Below are 13171 nucleotides of genomic sequence, written 5' to 3' on the forward strand. Positions count from 1 at the left end.
ATGCCGAGCGACATGCAGGCCGGTCAGGTCTCGGACCTGGACTGGCTGCTGAGCGGACTGGTCCAACGCGTGCCCTACACGCGCAGCGCGGTGCTCCTCTCCGCCGACGGACTGGTGAAATCCGTCCACGGCATGGACCCCGACAGCGCCGACCACATGGCCGCCCTGGCCGCCGGGCTGTACTCCCTGGGCCGCAGCGCCGGTGCCCGCTTCGGGGACAACGGCGACGTCCGGCAGGTGGTCGTCGAACTCGACTCCACGCTCCTGTTCGTCTCCACCGCCGGATCCGGCACCTGTCTCGCCGTCCTCGCCGGACGCGAGGCGGACGCCGCGGTGCTCGGCTACGAGATGGCGATGCTGGTCAAGAGTGTCCGTCCCTATCTGATGACCCCGCTGCGGCAGCCGGCCGGGGCGCCGTTCACCCCGGGGCTGTGAGGATGCCGGCCCCGCAGGACGGGCCCCTGCTCGACGACGCGGCCGGCCGGCTGATCCGCCCGTACACCGTCAGCAACGGCCGCACCCGGCCGTCCACCGGATTCGACCTGCTCTCCCTGGTCATGGCCACGGGCATCGAACCCGACATCCACCTCGGCCCCGAACACACCGTGGCGCTCGGACTGTGCGAGGGCCCCATGTCCGTCGCCGAGATCGCCGCACACCTCCGGCTGCCCGCGGTCGTCACCAAGGTCCTCCTCTCCGACCTGGTCGACTGCGGAGCGGTCACCGCGCACGCCCCCGCTTTCCATGACACACCCACCGACCGATCCCTGCTGGAGGCAGTGCTCGATGGTTTACGACGACAGCTCTGACCGCACCGGAACCACCGAGTTCTTCCCCGTGGCCCTCAAGGTCCTGGTCGCGGGCGGATTCGGCGTCGGCAAGACGACCTTCGTCGGTGCGGTCAGCGAGATCGCCCCGCTGAGTACGGAGGAGCTGCTGACCCAGGTCAGCGTGGGGACCGACAACCTGGACGGCGTCGAGTCCAAGACGGCCACCACCGTCGCCATGGACTTCGGCCGCATCACCCTCTCCGAACAGCACGTCCTGTATCTGTTCGGCACGCCGGGCCAGGAGCGGTTCTGGTTCATGTGGGACGAACTCTCCCAGGGCGCGCTCGGCGCCGTGGTGCTCGCCGACACCCGGCGGCTGGCGGAGTGCTTCGCCGCCGTGGACTTCTTCGAGCGGCGCGGCATCGGATTCATCGTCGCCGTCAACGAGTTCGACGGCGCCTACCGCTACGAGCCCGACGAGGTGCGCTCCGCACTCGACCTCGGGCCCGAGGTGCCCGTCGTCCTGTGCGACGCGCGGATCGCCAGCTCCGGTACGGGAGCGCTGGTCACCCTCGTACAGCATCTGATCAACGCCACCTCCGCGCCCGCTCCGCTCCAGGCCTTCGGGGCCCACCAGTGACGTCCTTCGCCACCGGCCGGATGCTGCTCACCCCCGCCGACCGGGACGGCCCGGCCCGCGCGGAGCGGCTGCGGAGGCTGGATCTCGGTGAACGGGCCGACGCCTCGTTCGACAGCTTCGACGCCTTCGCCGACAAGGTGGCCGAAGTGACCGCATCGCCCTTCTCGATGGTCAACTTCATCGACGAGAACCGGCAGTTCTTCGCGGGGCTGCACACCCCGGCGGGCAACCGGGGCGGGCAGGAGCTCGGTGCGGTCGCGGCGGGCAGCAGTCGCAGCGCCCGCTACATGGCCCGGGACCACGGCTACTGCCCGCACGTCGTCGTGCGGCGCAAGGCGCTCGTCCTGGACGACGTCTGCGACTACCCCCGGTTCGCCGGAAATCCGGTCGTCGACGACATAGGCGTGCGCTCCTACCTCGGAGCCCCGCTCATCGACCGCACGGGCATCGCGCTGGGGACGGTCTGCGCCGTCGACACCGTGCCGCGCCCCTGGGGCCGGGCCGGCCTGGACACCATCAAGTCCCTCGCCCAGGAGCTCGTCCAGCAGATCGACCACCGGGAGGGCTACCGTCACCCCTGAGCGCCGAGAGCGGCCGCCTCAACTCCCGGGCGGAGCAGCCGTACTGCCCCGCAGCACCACCTCCCCGTCGATCCGCACCACCCGCGACCTCCCCGCCCCCGACGGTGTGCGCAGGGCCAGCGCCATCACGCGCTCGCCCATCTCGGTGAGCGGCAGCGCCACCGTGGTCAGCGGCGGCGACAACTCCCGTACGACGGGGATGTCGTCGAACCCCGCCAGCGACATGTCCTCCGGCACCCGCACCCCCGCCTCGCGCAGCGCGGCCAGCGCCCCGACCGCCATCACATCGGTCACCGCGAAGACACAGGTGGGCCGGGGGCCGCCGGACGCCAGTAACCGCTGCGCCGCCAGATGACCGCCCTCCCGGGTGAACGCCCCCCGCACCACCCGGTCGAGGACGATGCCCGCCCCGGCGAGACCCTCACGGAATCCGGCCAACCGGTCGGCCACCGTGGTCAGTTCGGGCGGCCCGGTCAGCACGGCGAACTCCCGGTGCCCGAGCGCCACCAAGGCCTTCGCCAGCTCCGCCGCCCCGGCCCGGTTCTCCGGCTGCACGGTGTCCACCCGCAGCGACCGGTGCCGGCTGACCACCGCGACCCGGCCGCCGGCGCGCACGTACGGGTCCAGCTCCGCGTCCATCGCCCGCTCCCAGGCCCGGTCCTGGAACCCGGAGCCGATCAGCAGGATGGCCCGCGCCCGCTGGGCCCGCAGCATCGAGACGTACGCGATCTCCCGGGCCGGCTCACGGAAGGTGGAGGCGAGCATCACCAGCAGGTCCTGTTCCGCCGCCGCCCGCATCACCCCGCTGGCGATGCCCGCGAAGTAGGGGTCGCTGACGTCGTGGCAGATCAGCCCCACCGTACGGTTGCCCTCGGAGCTGGCGAGGGCCTGGGCATGGGCGTTGGGGATGTAGCCGAGGAGATCGGCCGCGGCGTGGACCCGGCTGCGCAGATCGTCGCGGACCCGGGTGGTGCCGTTCAGCGCCCGGGACGCGGTGGCCAGGGAGACGCCCGCCTCGCGGGCCACGGCGTCGAGGGTCACATGGGGGGCCGGGACGCGGCGACGCGTATCGGGGTGGAGAGGTGTTTCCCGTTCACTCAACTCGACCCCCAGGGGTGCGGTGGTGGCAGGGCCCCGAAACTTCGGGACGACCTATTGACCGTGTGCGCGAACAGTCATTAGCGTGGCGGCACCTTATCAGAAAGCGCTTTCTGAAAGCGCCTTCAGCTAGCCGCCGCCAGGATCCGCCTGGATCACAGAATCGCACAGCTCGTCACAACTGCCCCCGGAGTCCAGGGAGTTCACCGTGAGTGAGAGCGCGTTGGCCAAGAGGCCCGCAGAGCCGGCGGGGGTCGCCCGCCGGGCCGGCCCCACGGCGGGGGAGCGGCTGGCCCGGGCCGCGGAACAGAGCTGGCGGCCCGTGGCGCTGCTGCTGGCCTGCTTCGCGCTCTGGTGGGTGATCGCGGCGGCCGAGCTGGTGGAGCCGTATCTCGTACCGTCGCCCGGCGCGACCCTCGACGTCCTTACGGGCAAGGCGGGTTACCTCTGGGAGCACAGCTGGGTGACGACGTACGAGACGCTCCTCGGCTTCGTCATCGCGGTCGCCGTCGGGGTGTTCGCGGCGGTGGTGATGGTGTACTCCTCCACCGTGGAGCGCACGCTCTACCCCATCCTCCTCTTCGCCCAGGTGGTGCCGAAGATCGCCATCGCCCCGCTCTTCGTGGTGTGGCTCGGCTTCGGCATCGCGCCCAAGATCCTCATCGCCGTCCTCATCGCCTTCTTCCCGGTGGTGATCTCGATGGTCACCGGGCTCAAGGCCGTCGACCCGGAGATGCTCCAACTCTCCGCCACGATGGGCGCGAAGCCCTGGCAGACCTTCCTGAAGATCCGCTTCCCGGCCTCGCTCCCGCACCTGTTCTCGGGCCTCAAGGTCGCCGTCACCCTCGCCGTGACCGGTGCCGTGGTGGGCGAGTTCGTCGGGGCGAACGAAGGCCTGGGCTTCGTCATCCTCCAGGCCAACGGCAACCTCGACACCCCGATGCTCTTCGCCGGACTGCTGGTGATGTCGCTGATCGGCGTCGTGCTCTTCGTCGTCGTCGAGATCGCCGAGAAGCTGCTGCTGCCGTGGCACGCCAGCCGCCGGGAGACCTCGGCGACCACCACGTACTGACCGCTCACGTCGCCCCACGTACCGACCCGTTGCGAGAAGGGCAAGCCCATGCACGCGCGCAGACTCCTGATCGGTGCCGTACCCCTCGTCCTGGTGGCGACCGCCTGCGGCGGCAACGATGCGTCGACCACCACCAGCGACTCCGGAAAGAAGCTGGACCGGGTCACGCTGACGCTCAACTGGTATCCGTACGGCGAACACGCCCCGTTCTACTACGGAAAGCAGCAGAAGATCTTCGAGAAGCACGGCATCGACCTGGACGTCCGGGCGGGCCAGGGCTCGCAGAAGACCGTCCAGGCGACCGCCGCCGGGCAGACCGACTTCGGCTGGGCGGACACCCCGGCGCTGCTCGCGGGGGTGGACCAGGGCGTCAAGGTCAAGAGCCTCGGTGTCTTCCTCCAGACCACGCCCGCCTCCGTGCAGTCCTTCGACGCGAAGGGCATCGACGCGCCCGGCGACCTCAAGGGCCGCACGATCGCCGGGACCGCCGGGGACGCGCTCTCCAAGACCTTCCCGATCTTCCTGAAGAAGAACGGCATCGGCGAGTCCGACGTCAAGGTCCAGAACACCGACCCGGCGGGCAAGATCGCCGCCGTGATCTCCGGGAAGACCGACGGGCTGCTCGGTTACGCCAGTGACCAGGGGCCCACCATGCAGGACAAGGCCAAGAAGCCGGTCTCGTACCTCCGGTTCTCCGAACACGGCCTGAACTTCTACTCCAACGGGCTCCTCGCCGGGCAGAAGATCCTCACCGCCAAGCCGGAGCTGGCCGAGCGCATGGTGCGGGCGGTCAGCGAGGCGTGGGCGGCAGCGGCGAAGGAGCCGGGGCCGGCGATCGAGGCGATGGAGGGCGCGTCCGAACAACTGCCGCCGAAGACCGTCCTGTCGGAGCAGTTCGCCACGACGCTCACCCTGCTGCACACGGAGGCCACCGAGGGCAAGGCACCCGGCGTCAACACCGAGGCCGACTGGCAGCAGACGATCGATGTGTTCGCCGAGGCGGGCATGGTGGCCTCGCCGAAGGCCGTGGCCGACTACTGGGACACGAAGACGGCGTTGAAGGGATGACGGCGATGTCGAAGGAGCAGACGACCACAGTGCCCTTGCCGTCCAAGGGTGTTGGTGCTGCGGCGGTCCAACTGGCTGACGTGGCCGTCCGGTTCCGCAGCAAGAAGCGCGATGTCACGGCGCTCAGCGAGGTCTCGCTGGATGTGGCGCCGGGCGAGTTCGTCGCCATCGTCGGCCCGTCGGGGTGCGGCAAGTCCACGCTGCTGAAGCTGGTCGCCGGGCTGCTCACGGCCTCCTCGGGCGAGGTCCTGCTCGGTGGCGAGCGGGTCGACGGGCCGCGCCACGACATCGGTTACGTCTTCCAGCGCGCGGCCCTGCTGGAGTGGCGCTCCGCGCTGCGCAACATCCTGCTCCAGGCCGAGATCCGCCGGATGCCGGCGGCACAAGCGCGCGGACGTGCCGACGAGCTGATCCGGATGACGGGGCTGACCGGGTTCGAGGACGCCTACCCGCACGAGCTCTCCGGCGGGATGCAGCAACGGGTCGCGCTCTGCCGGGCGTTGCTCCACGAACCGCCCGTCCTGCTGATGGACGAGCCGTTCGGCGCGCTGGACGCCCTGACCCGCGAGCAGATGAACACCGAGCTGAACCGGATCTGGCGGTCCACCGGCACCACGGTGCTGCTGGTCACCCACTCGATCTCGGAGGCCGTCTATCTGGCCGACCGGGTGGTGGTGATGAGCCCGCGTCCCGGCACCATCACGGAGATCATCGAGGTGGGGCTGCCCGCCGAGCGCGACTACAGCGAGACGCTGGGCCGCCCGGAGTTCCGCGCGGCCGCGGCCCACATCCGGGACCTGCTGGGGGCGGTGTCGGCGCAGGACTGAGGGGCGGGGTGCGCTTGCCGGATGAGGCGCACAGGGGGCGGGCCCATGGTGTGAGGCGCACAGGGGCGCGCCCATCGGAGGCGTACGGGCGCGCTCATCGACGAGGCGTACGGGGGCGGGCCCATCGTTGAGGCGTACGGCGGGCGCCCGCCCCTCCCTCACTCCAGCCCGAACGCGTCCGCCAGCATCTCCATGTGGGCGCCCAGCAGCGTGCCGCCCCGGTGCGCCATCCCGGCGAACTGACCGGCCACCTCCAGGCTCACCGAGCCGTGCAGCTGGGTCCAGGCCAGCACCGCGCCCGCCAGCGCCGAGGCCGCGCGGGGCTCCCCGGCCGGAGCGCCCGCCGCCTCCGGTGCGTACCGGGCCACCCACGCCCCCACCGTGCCGTCCGCCGCGAGCCAGGCGGTCATCTCGTCCACCGTGGACGCCACCGCGGGTCCGGGGTTCCCGGTGGCGAAGAGCGGCAGGAACGGGCCCAGCACCGCGCGGGCCCGCTCCAATGTGTCGGCCGGGGCCACATAGCCGGGCACGGGGGCGCCCTGGATCAGCAGATAGCGGTGGGGCTCGGCGATCGCCCAGGCGCGGTACGCCTCGGCCAGGTCGTGCAGCCGACCGCGTACGCCCCGAGAGCCCTTGGCCGAGCGGACCGCGGCCCGGGCCATCGCGGCCGCCGCATCGTCGTACGCGTCCCTGATCAGGGCGTTGAGCAGATCGTCGCGGCTGGTGAAGTAGCGGTAGAGGGCGGGGCCGGAGAGGCCCATCTCCTTGGCGATCCGCGTCAGCGCGAGGGCGGTGCCGCCGCCTTCGGCGAGCTGCCGCAGCGCCACGTCCTTGATCTCCGCGCGGGTCTGCTCCCGGTACCGGGCGCGCGGCCCCTGCTGGGCCCGGTCCATCACGGTCCCCTCTCGCCGGCCGAGCTCGCTTCCGTTACAGAGTCTAACAAGCGCTATTGCGATGAGCTATCGCGAGAGTTATGGTCTCTAACAGAAGTGACGAACTGTTCTGGCGGTGTGCTGGCAGCGCTGCCCGGGCGGACCCATCCCGAAGGGGCACACCATGACCACCGCACCCGCTCTCCACACCGTCCTCGGCTCCGGACCCGCCGGTACGGCCCTGGCCACGGAGCTGGTCCGCCGGGGCCACCCGGTCCGGCTCGTCGACCGGTCGGGCGGCGGACCGGAGATCGAGGGCGTCCAGCGGTACGCCGCCGATGTCGCCACCGCCGAGGGGGCCCGGGCGGCCGTGGCCGGAGCCGCCGTCGTGTACCACTGCGTCAACGTCGGCTACCACCTCCAGGTGGAGGTCATGCCGAAGATCCAGGAGGCGGTGCTCGGCGCGGCCGAGCGGGAGGGCGCCCGGCTCGTCGTCCTGGACACGCTCTACCCGTACGGCGAGACGCACGGCGCGGTGATGACCGAGGAGTCGCCGTGGAACGCGACCACCCGCAAGGGCCGGATGCGCGCCGACCTCGACGCCCGCTACCTCGCCGCCCACCGCGAGGGCCGGCTCTCCGTCGTCCTCGGCCGCTCCGCCGACTTCGTCGGGCCCGGGGTCCTCAACTCCACGCTCGGCGGCGCCGTCTTCCCCGCCGCCCTCACCGGGCAGCCGGTGCCCGCTCTCGGCGACATCGACCTGCCGCACAGCTACACGTACATCGAGGATGTCGCCACCGGCCTCGCCACCCTCGGGGAGCGCCCGGAGGGCGACGGCCGGGTCTGGCACCTGCCCACCGCCCCGGCGCGCACCACCCGCCAGATCCTCGCCCTCGTCGAGGAGCGCACCGGCCGCCCGCTGGAGCTGACCGTGATCCCCGAGCCCCGCCCTTTCGGCCCCTTCGACGAAACCTTCATGGCGGAGTACGCGGAGATGTTCTACCAGCACACCGAGGCGCAGATCCTCGACTCCTCGGCCATCGAGAAGGCCTTCGGACTCACCCCCACCCCGCTGGAGGAGGCAGTCGGTGCCACCCTCGCCTGGTACGGCGAACTCCTCACCGCGCAGCGCTGAGCGCGTTCCGGCCCGGCCGGGCCCGTGGTCCGGCCCCGGGCGCAGAACCGCACACCCGGGGCCGGACCGCACCCACCACCGCTCCGCGGCCGCCGTCAGTAGCGCAGCCTCGACAGATACCGATAACTGGTCCGGGCCGAGGCGAACGGGTCCGCCGGGGCGTCATGCTCCACCAGCCACTGCCGCACCCCGCCCTGCCGCGCGGTGTGGAACATATCGGGGAAGTCCAGCACCCCCGACCCGACGTCCGCGAAGTCCCCGTTCGGTGCCATGTCCTTCACATGGAGCGCCGGGAACCGCCCGGGATGCCGGACGAACAGCTCGCCGGGGGCGGAGGAGCCCCCCTTGGCGGCCCAGTACACATCCAGCTCGAAGCCGACCAGCTCAGGATCGGTCTCGGCGAGGAGGATGTCGTACAGGCTGACCCCGTCCACCACTTCATGGTCGCCGCCGTGGTTGTGGTAGAGCAGCTTCAGCCCGGACTCCCGGGCGGCGAGCCCCGCCCGGTTGAACTGCCGTGCCACTTCCCGGTATCCGGCCGGGGAGTGCAGGGACCCCGGCAGGCTCGGCACCACGATCCACCTGCCGCCGAGGGTGTGGACGTCCTCCAGGGCCTGCGGGAGTCCGGAGCCGGTCACGATGTCGTAGCCGACGTGTTCCAGGACGGCCTTGAGTCGCACTCTGTCCAGCATCTGCCGTATCGCGGCTGGGGAGTTGCCGTGGCGGCCGCTGACCCCGACCGTGGCGTACCCGATCTCGGCGAGCTGCTCCAGCGTCCCCGCGAAGTCCGCCGCGAGCGGTGTCCGCATCGTGTACAGGTGCATCCCGATCCCGGACGGCGGGATGCGCCGGCAGCCCCGCCGTCCGGCCGCCGAAGCCGGTGCGGCGCCGATGCCGACGGCGGCGGCCGCACCGACCGCCGTACCGAGAAAGGCTCTTCGTGTGCTCTTCACGCGCTCTCCGCCCCTCACTTCACGTCGATGCGCACGGCACCGGTGGTCGTGTCGCCCTTGTCGTCGGTGACCGTCAGATGCGCGGTGTAGGCGCCCTTGCGCTCGTAACGGTGGGTCGCTGTCGCACCTTCGGGCCCGGCCGCCTTCACGTTGTCGCCGAAGTCCCAGTGGTACGAGGTGATCGTCCGGCCTTCCGCCGGTGCGACCGTGCTGCTCAGCGCCACGGTCAACGGGGCTGTACCGGAAGCCGGTTCGGCCTTCACCGCCACCTCCGTACCGCCCGCCTTCTCCACGCCCGGCCCGTTGAAGTGCAGCCAGTCGACCGAGAGCAGGTCGGCCTTGTCGGCGCTCCACTCCGGGTTGGTGAAGACCGCGTACAGCGTGGTCGTGGAGCCGGGGTCCTTCAGCTCCGTCGTCGGTGAGACCAGCCTCTCCCAGCCGCCGGTGTTCGGAACGGTCACCGAACCGAGCAGCTCGCCGGTGGGGGAGCCGGCCCGGAACTCCACCGTGCCGCCGAGCCCGCCCGACGACGCCCCGACCGTCACGGAGTCGACCCCCTTCAGGTGCACCGGATCGAAGGTGACCCAGTCGCCGTCCTCGATCTCGATCAGCCGCTTCCCGCCCGAAGCGTCGGCCCGACTACCCACCTCCGCACCGCCGTTGCGGCCACCTGTCGCGGTGAAGTGCTCGGCCTCGCGGTAGGAGGTGCGCAGGGTCAGTGAGGTGGAACCGGTCAGCGCGGGGGCGTCCGGGGCGCCCTTGTCCTCGTACTGGGCGGTGATCCCGTAGTAGAGGTTCTGTCCCGGACCGTGGCTGTCGCCCGCGTCCGTGACGATCTCCCCTGTGCAGCCGGTGTAGTTGTCCAGCGGATGCAGATGGGTGTCATGGCCGAGCTGCGACTGCACCACGACCCGCGAGCAGTCGATCGGACCGCTCTGCCCGTCCTCCTCGTCGGTCACCTCGACCGTGAAGGGGATGGTGTCGCCGAAGCTGAACGTCCCGCCGTCCGGCGGCTGTTGGATGGTCACCTCGGGCCGGGTGTTGCCCACGGTGATGTCCTGTACCGCCAGTGCCGTCAGCTCGTCGGGTCCCGTGACGGTGAGGCGGGCCGTGTGGAGCCCCTTGGCGGTGTACGTGTGCGAAGGGTTGGCCTCGGTCGAGTCCGTGGTGCCGTCCCCGTCGAAGTCCCAGGCATAGGTGACCGGTTGGTCGCCGGGCAGCCCTGATCCCTCGCTGGAGAACTCCACCGTGAGCGGGGCCGGGCCGCTGTCCCGGTCGACGGAGAGCCTGGCGTCGGGCAGCCGGCCGTCACCCACGTAGTCGATCCGGTAGATGCCCGCACCCTCGTTGCCGCCGCCCCGCCCGGTCCCGCTGCCGAGCCCGAAGTCGATGACGTACAGCGCCCCGTCGGGACCGAAGTCCGCGTCGAAGGGCTGGTTCCACTCCATGTCCTCGAAGATGCCGTTGATGGAGTGGAGGTCACCAGCCTGCACCGGGTCGAACCGGGGGTCGGTGAAGCTCTGGTCCTCGCTCTGGAACGAGAACGTCTTGAACCACTGCCGGGTCAACTCGTAGTTGAACGCCTTCCCTTCGAAGTAGGCCGGGAACTTGGTCCGGTAGGTGTTGTTCGGGTCGTAGGCGTAGACCGGACCGGCCATCGGCCCGCCGCCCCCGGTGCCCAGCTCCGGGAACTCGGCCGAGGCGGAGTACGCGTACCAGACCGTGGCGGGCTGGGCGGGCGGCAGTTCACGCAGCCCGGTGTTGTTCGGCGAGTCGTTGACCAGTGCGGCGCAGTCGAACTTCGGGCCGGACTTCTTCGCCGCGAAGTCGTAGTCGTTGAAAGGGGTGTTGTTCCCGATGCAGTACGGCCACCCGAAGTTCCCCGCCTCGGTGATACGGGTGAACTCGACGGTCCCCTCGGGCCCCCGGTCCGCCACCGCCTCCCGCGCGTCCGGACCGTAGTCCGCGACCATCAGCGCCCCGCTGAGCGGATCGGTGGTGATCCGGAACGGGTTGCGCATCCCCATCGCGTAGATCTCCGCACGCGTCTTCTCCGTTCCCGGGGCGAAGAGGTTCCCCTCCGGAACGGTGTACGTCCCGTCGTCCTGCGGCGTGATCCGCAGGATCTTTCCCCGCAGGTCGTTCGTGTTGCCCGCGGTCATCTGCGCGTCCCAGGCGCGCCGCCCCTCGGTCTCGTCGATGGGGGTGAAGCCGTCCGAGGCGAACGGGTCGGTGTTGTCGCCGGTCGCCGCGTACAGGTTGCCGTCCTTGTCGAAGGCGAGCGAACCGGCCATGTGCGAGTTGGCCCGCCCCTCGCCGCGCAGCGTCGGAACGGTCAGCAGCCGCTTCTCGGAAGCCGGGTCGACGGTGTTGCCGTCCACGGTGAAGCGCGACAGGTTCAGCCGTTTCTCGACCTTGTCGGAGTGGAGCAGATAGAGCCAGTTGTTCTCCGCGAACCCCGGGTCCAGGGCCAGCCCCAGCAGGCCGTCGGACTGGCTGGTCATCTCCGGCGTGTACGCGAAGTCCAGCGCGGTCGACACCTTCATCGTCTCCTGGTCGATCACCTTCAGCTTCCCGGTCCGCTGGGCGAAGAAGACCCGCCGGTCGGGGGCGATCGCCAGCTCGAACGGGTCCGCCAGATCGCTCGTCGCGAGCGCCGTACGCTGGAACGAACCGGTACGGGTCGCGGTGCAGTCGCCCTCCGCCGCGCCCGCCGCCCACTGGATGCCGCCGAGGAGGTGCTGGACGAAGGCCTCCTCCTGGAAGGCCGCCTTGTCGTGCCCGCCCGCGGTGAACCAGGAACGCCCGCCGTCGTAGTTCTGGCACCAGGACCACGGGTGGTCCACGCCCTCGTCGAGGCCGGTGACCCCGTCGCGCACCTTGATCTGGGCGAGCGTGTGCACCTTGGAGGTCGGATTGGAGCGCCAGTTGTACCACTCCTCCGTCCGCTCCCAGAGGTCCGGCAGATGCTCGGTGGAGGGGTGGGCGCGGTCCAGGACCTTGACCCGGCCCGTCTGGACCTCGGGGTGCTGGTCGAAGATCGCGCCGACCAGGCCCTCGTACCAGTCCCAGTCCCGCTCACTGGCGGACGCGGCGTGCACGCCCACCCAGCCGCCGCCCGCGCGGATGAACCGCTGGAACGCGGCGCGTTCGTCGGCGGTCAGCAAGTCACCCTTCTCCGGCGTGGAGTTGGTGTTGTTGAAGACGACGGCCTGGAAGCGGCCGAGATCGGTGTCGTTGAAGACGGCGGAGTCCTCGGTCGCCTCCACCTCGAAGCCGTGCTCGGCCCCGAGCTTCTCCACCGCCTCGATCCCGGCCGGAATGGAGTCATGGGCGAAGTTCGTGACCTCGGAGTAGACGAGCACCCGGTACGGGGCCGCCGCCCGCGCCTCCGGCGGCGCCGCCACCAGCAGAGCCAGGACCAGCGCCAAAAGCGAGGTGACGGCGACGAGGGGGGACGGGGCGCCGGGGGAACGGCCGACGCGGCCGGCCCGGCGTAACGAAGGGCGTTTCATGGGGCGCTCCCTGTGCGGTAGATGCCGACTGTGGGGTGTAGAAAGCGCTTTCTGAAGTACGCCGCTCAGCGTAGGTTCACCGCTCCGACGGGGTCAATGGGTCTGCGGGGCCCACCGGTCCGGGTGCGACGGGGCTTCCGGCCGGGGGCGGATGCCGGTCCCGGGCGCTACGGCCGAATCCCGGTCCGGGCGTTACGGTCGAATCCCGGCAACGGCCGCCGGGGCGCAAGCGATCGGAGCACCGGGAATGACCGCCAGGAGCAAGGCCCCCCTCACCGCAGCCGACGTCCGCTCGGCCGCGCTGTCCCTGCCCGACACCGCCGAGAAGCTCGCGTGGGGCCGGCCCACGTTCCGGGTGGCGGGCAAGATCTTCGCCTCGCTGGGCGACGACGACACGGCGATGGGGGTGAAGTGCCCCAAGGAGGACCGGGACGAGCTGATCGCCACCGAGCCCGAGAAGTTCTTCCTCAAGGAGGGCCACGACGACAACTACGCCTGGCTCCGGGTCCGGCTGGCCGCCCTGGAGGACGCGGGGGAGCTCGCCGCCATCCTCACGGACGCCTGGCGCCAGGTCGCCCCACGCCGGCTGCTGGCCGCGCATCCGGAGCTGGAGGGGCCGGGCGAGGGGTGAGGGCGGCTG

13 protein-coding genes are annotated in these 13171 nt (G+C 71.0%); 9 read left to right on the forward strand and 4 right to left on the reverse strand.

Features of this window, described 5'->3' with window-relative positions; all coding sequences use genetic code 11:
- From GTY67_RS31305 to GTY67_RS31320, 4 genes are read left to right on the forward strand one after another with little or no spacing between them, the layout of a single operon-like run.
- Positions 1-435, forward strand: coding sequence for a roadblock/LC7 domain-containing protein (locus tag GTY67_RS31305; RefSeq protein ID WP_018513234.1), 435 nt, complete (start codon positions 1-3; stop codon positions 433-435).
- A gap of 2 nt (positions 436-437) precedes the next feature.
- Positions 438-809 carry a DUF742 domain-containing protein gene (locus GTY67_RS31310; RefSeq protein WP_018492059.1) on the forward strand — a complete coding sequence of 124 codons (372 nt, stop codon included), beginning with the start codon at positions 438-440 and terminating at the stop codon, positions 807-809.
- Positions 787-1410, forward strand: a complete 624-nt coding sequence (locus GTY67_RS31315) for an ATP/GTP-binding protein (protein ID WP_093689137.1) — start codon at positions 787-789, stop codon at positions 1408-1410. Before GTY67_RS31310 ends, GTY67_RS31315 begins: the two co-directional genes overlap by 23 nt.
- Positions 1407-1991, forward strand: coding sequence for a GAF domain-containing protein (locus GTY67_RS31320; protein WP_093689139.1), 585 nt, complete (start codon positions 1407-1409; stop codon positions 1989-1991). Before GTY67_RS31315 ends, GTY67_RS31320 begins: the two co-directional genes overlap by 4 nt.
- An 18-nt stretch (positions 1992-2009) precedes the next feature.
- Here the strand turns inward: GTY67_RS31320 and GTY67_RS31325 are convergent, their stop codons facing one another.
- Entirely contained in the window at positions 2010-3032 is a 1023-nt protein-coding gene (locus GTY67_RS31325) for a LacI family DNA-binding transcriptional regulator (protein WP_093689141.1), read from the reverse strand.
- Positions 3033-3297: 265 nt separating this feature from the next.
- Here GTY67_RS31325 and GTY67_RS31330 point away from each other — a divergent pair, with 265 nt between their 5' ends.
- Genes GTY67_RS31330 through GTY67_RS31340 form a run of 3 tightly spaced genes read left to right on the forward strand, consistent with a single transcriptional unit; the run spans position 3298 to position 6056 of the window.
- Positions 3298-4161, forward strand: coding sequence for an ABC transporter permease (locus GTY67_RS31330; RefSeq protein WP_093689143.1), 864 nt, complete (start codon positions 3298-3300; stop codon positions 4159-4161).
- Between the two features lie 48 nt (positions 4162-4209).
- Positions 4210-5229 (forward strand): ABC transporter substrate-binding protein, encoded by a 1020-nt coding sequence (locus tag GTY67_RS31335; RefSeq protein ID WP_093689145.1) that lies wholly within the window; start codon positions 4210-4212, stop codon positions 5227-5229.
- Positions 5230-5234: 5 nt separating this feature from the next.
- Positions 5235-6056: an ABC transporter ATP-binding protein gene (locus GTY67_RS31340; RefSeq protein WP_161281259.1), complete on the forward strand. Its 822-nt coding sequence runs from the start codon at positions 5235-5237 to the stop codon at positions 6054-6056.
- A gap of 158 nt (positions 6057-6214) precedes the next feature.
- Here GTY67_RS31340 and GTY67_RS31345 read toward each other — a convergent pair whose 3' ends face one another.
- The gene (locus GTY67_RS31345; RefSeq protein WP_161281260.1) at positions 6215-6949 is read right to left on the reverse strand and encodes a TetR/AcrR family transcriptional regulator; all 735 of its coding nucleotides are present in this window, start codon (positions 6947-6949) and stop codon (positions 6215-6217) included.
- A gap of 163 nt (positions 6950-7112) precedes the next feature.
- Here GTY67_RS31345 and GTY67_RS31350 point away from each other — a divergent pair, with 163 nt between their 5' ends.
- Complete coding sequence (locus GTY67_RS31350; protein WP_161281261.1) at positions 7113-8063, forward strand: NAD-dependent epimerase/dehydratase family protein; 951 nt, start codon at positions 7113-7115, stop codon at positions 8061-8063.
- 95 nt (positions 8064-8158) lie between these two features.
- Here the strand turns inward: GTY67_RS31350 and GTY67_RS31355 are convergent, their stop codons facing one another.
- Entirely contained in the window at positions 8159-8887 is a 729-nt protein-coding gene (locus GTY67_RS31355) for a sugar phosphate isomerase/epimerase (protein ID WP_161281656.1), read from the reverse strand.
- A gap of 143 nt (positions 8888-9030) precedes the next feature.
- Positions 9031-12531, reverse strand: a complete 3501-nt coding sequence (locus GTY67_RS31360; protein WP_161281262.1) for a ThuA domain-containing protein — start codon at positions 12529-12531, stop codon at positions 9031-9033.
- Positions 12532-12778: 247 nt separating this feature from the next.
- On the opposite strand from GTY67_RS31360, the gene GTY67_RS31365 reads away from it, so the two are divergent.
- A complete protein-coding gene (locus GTY67_RS31365) occupies positions 12779-13162 on the forward strand; it encodes an MmcQ/YjbR family DNA-binding protein (protein WP_161281263.1) in 384 nt (127 codons plus the stop codon).
- Positions 13163-13171 lie beyond the last annotated feature (9 nt).

The sequence above is a fragment of the Streptomyces sp. SID8374 genome, from assembly GCF_009865135.1.
Classification (GTDB): Bacteria; Actinomycetota; Actinomycetes; order Streptomycetales; family Streptomycetaceae; genus Streptomyces.

Excerpts from the sequence above, each read along its gene's own strand:
- GTY67_RS31305 (WP_018513234.1), top strand. The coding sequence starts at position 1 with ATGCCGAGCGACATGCAGGCCGGTCAGGTCTCGGACCTGGACTGGCTG.
- GTY67_RS31315 (WP_093689137.1), top strand. The coding sequence starts at position 787 with ATGGTTTACGACGACAGCTCTGACCGCACCGGAACCACCGAGTTCTTC.
- GTY67_RS31335 (WP_093689145.1), top strand. The coding sequence starts at position 4,210 with ATGCACGCGCGCAGACTCCTGATCGGTGCCGTACCCCTCGTCCTGGTG.
- GTY67_RS31340 (WP_161281259.1), top strand. The coding sequence starts at position 5,235 with ATGTCGAAGGAGCAGACGACCACAGTGCCCTTGCCGTCCAAGGGTGTT.
- GTY67_RS31355 (WP_161281656.1), bottom strand. The coding sequence starts at position 8,887 with ATGCACCTGTACACGATGCGGACACCGCTCGCGGCGGACTTCGCGGGG.
- GTY67_RS31365 (WP_161281263.1), top strand. The coding sequence starts at position 12,779 with ATGACCGCCAGGAGCAAGGCCCCCCTCACCGCAGCCGACGTCCGCTCG.
- GTY67_RS31345 (WP_161281260.1), bottom strand. The coding sequence starts at position 6,949 with ATGGACCGGGCCCAGCAGGGGCCGCGCGCCCGGTACCGGGAGCAGACC.
- GTY67_RS31310 (WP_018492059.1), top strand. The coding sequence starts at position 438 with ATGCCGGCCCCGCAGGACGGGCCCCTGCTCGACGACGCGGCCGGCCGG.
- GTY67_RS31350 (WP_161281261.1), top strand. The coding sequence starts at position 7,113 with ATGACCACCGCACCCGCTCTCCACACCGTCCTCGGCTCCGGACCCGCC.
- GTY67_RS31360 (WP_161281262.1), bottom strand. The coding sequence starts at position 12,531 with ATGAAACGCCCTTCGTTACGCCGGGCCGGCCGCGTCGGCCGTTCCCCC.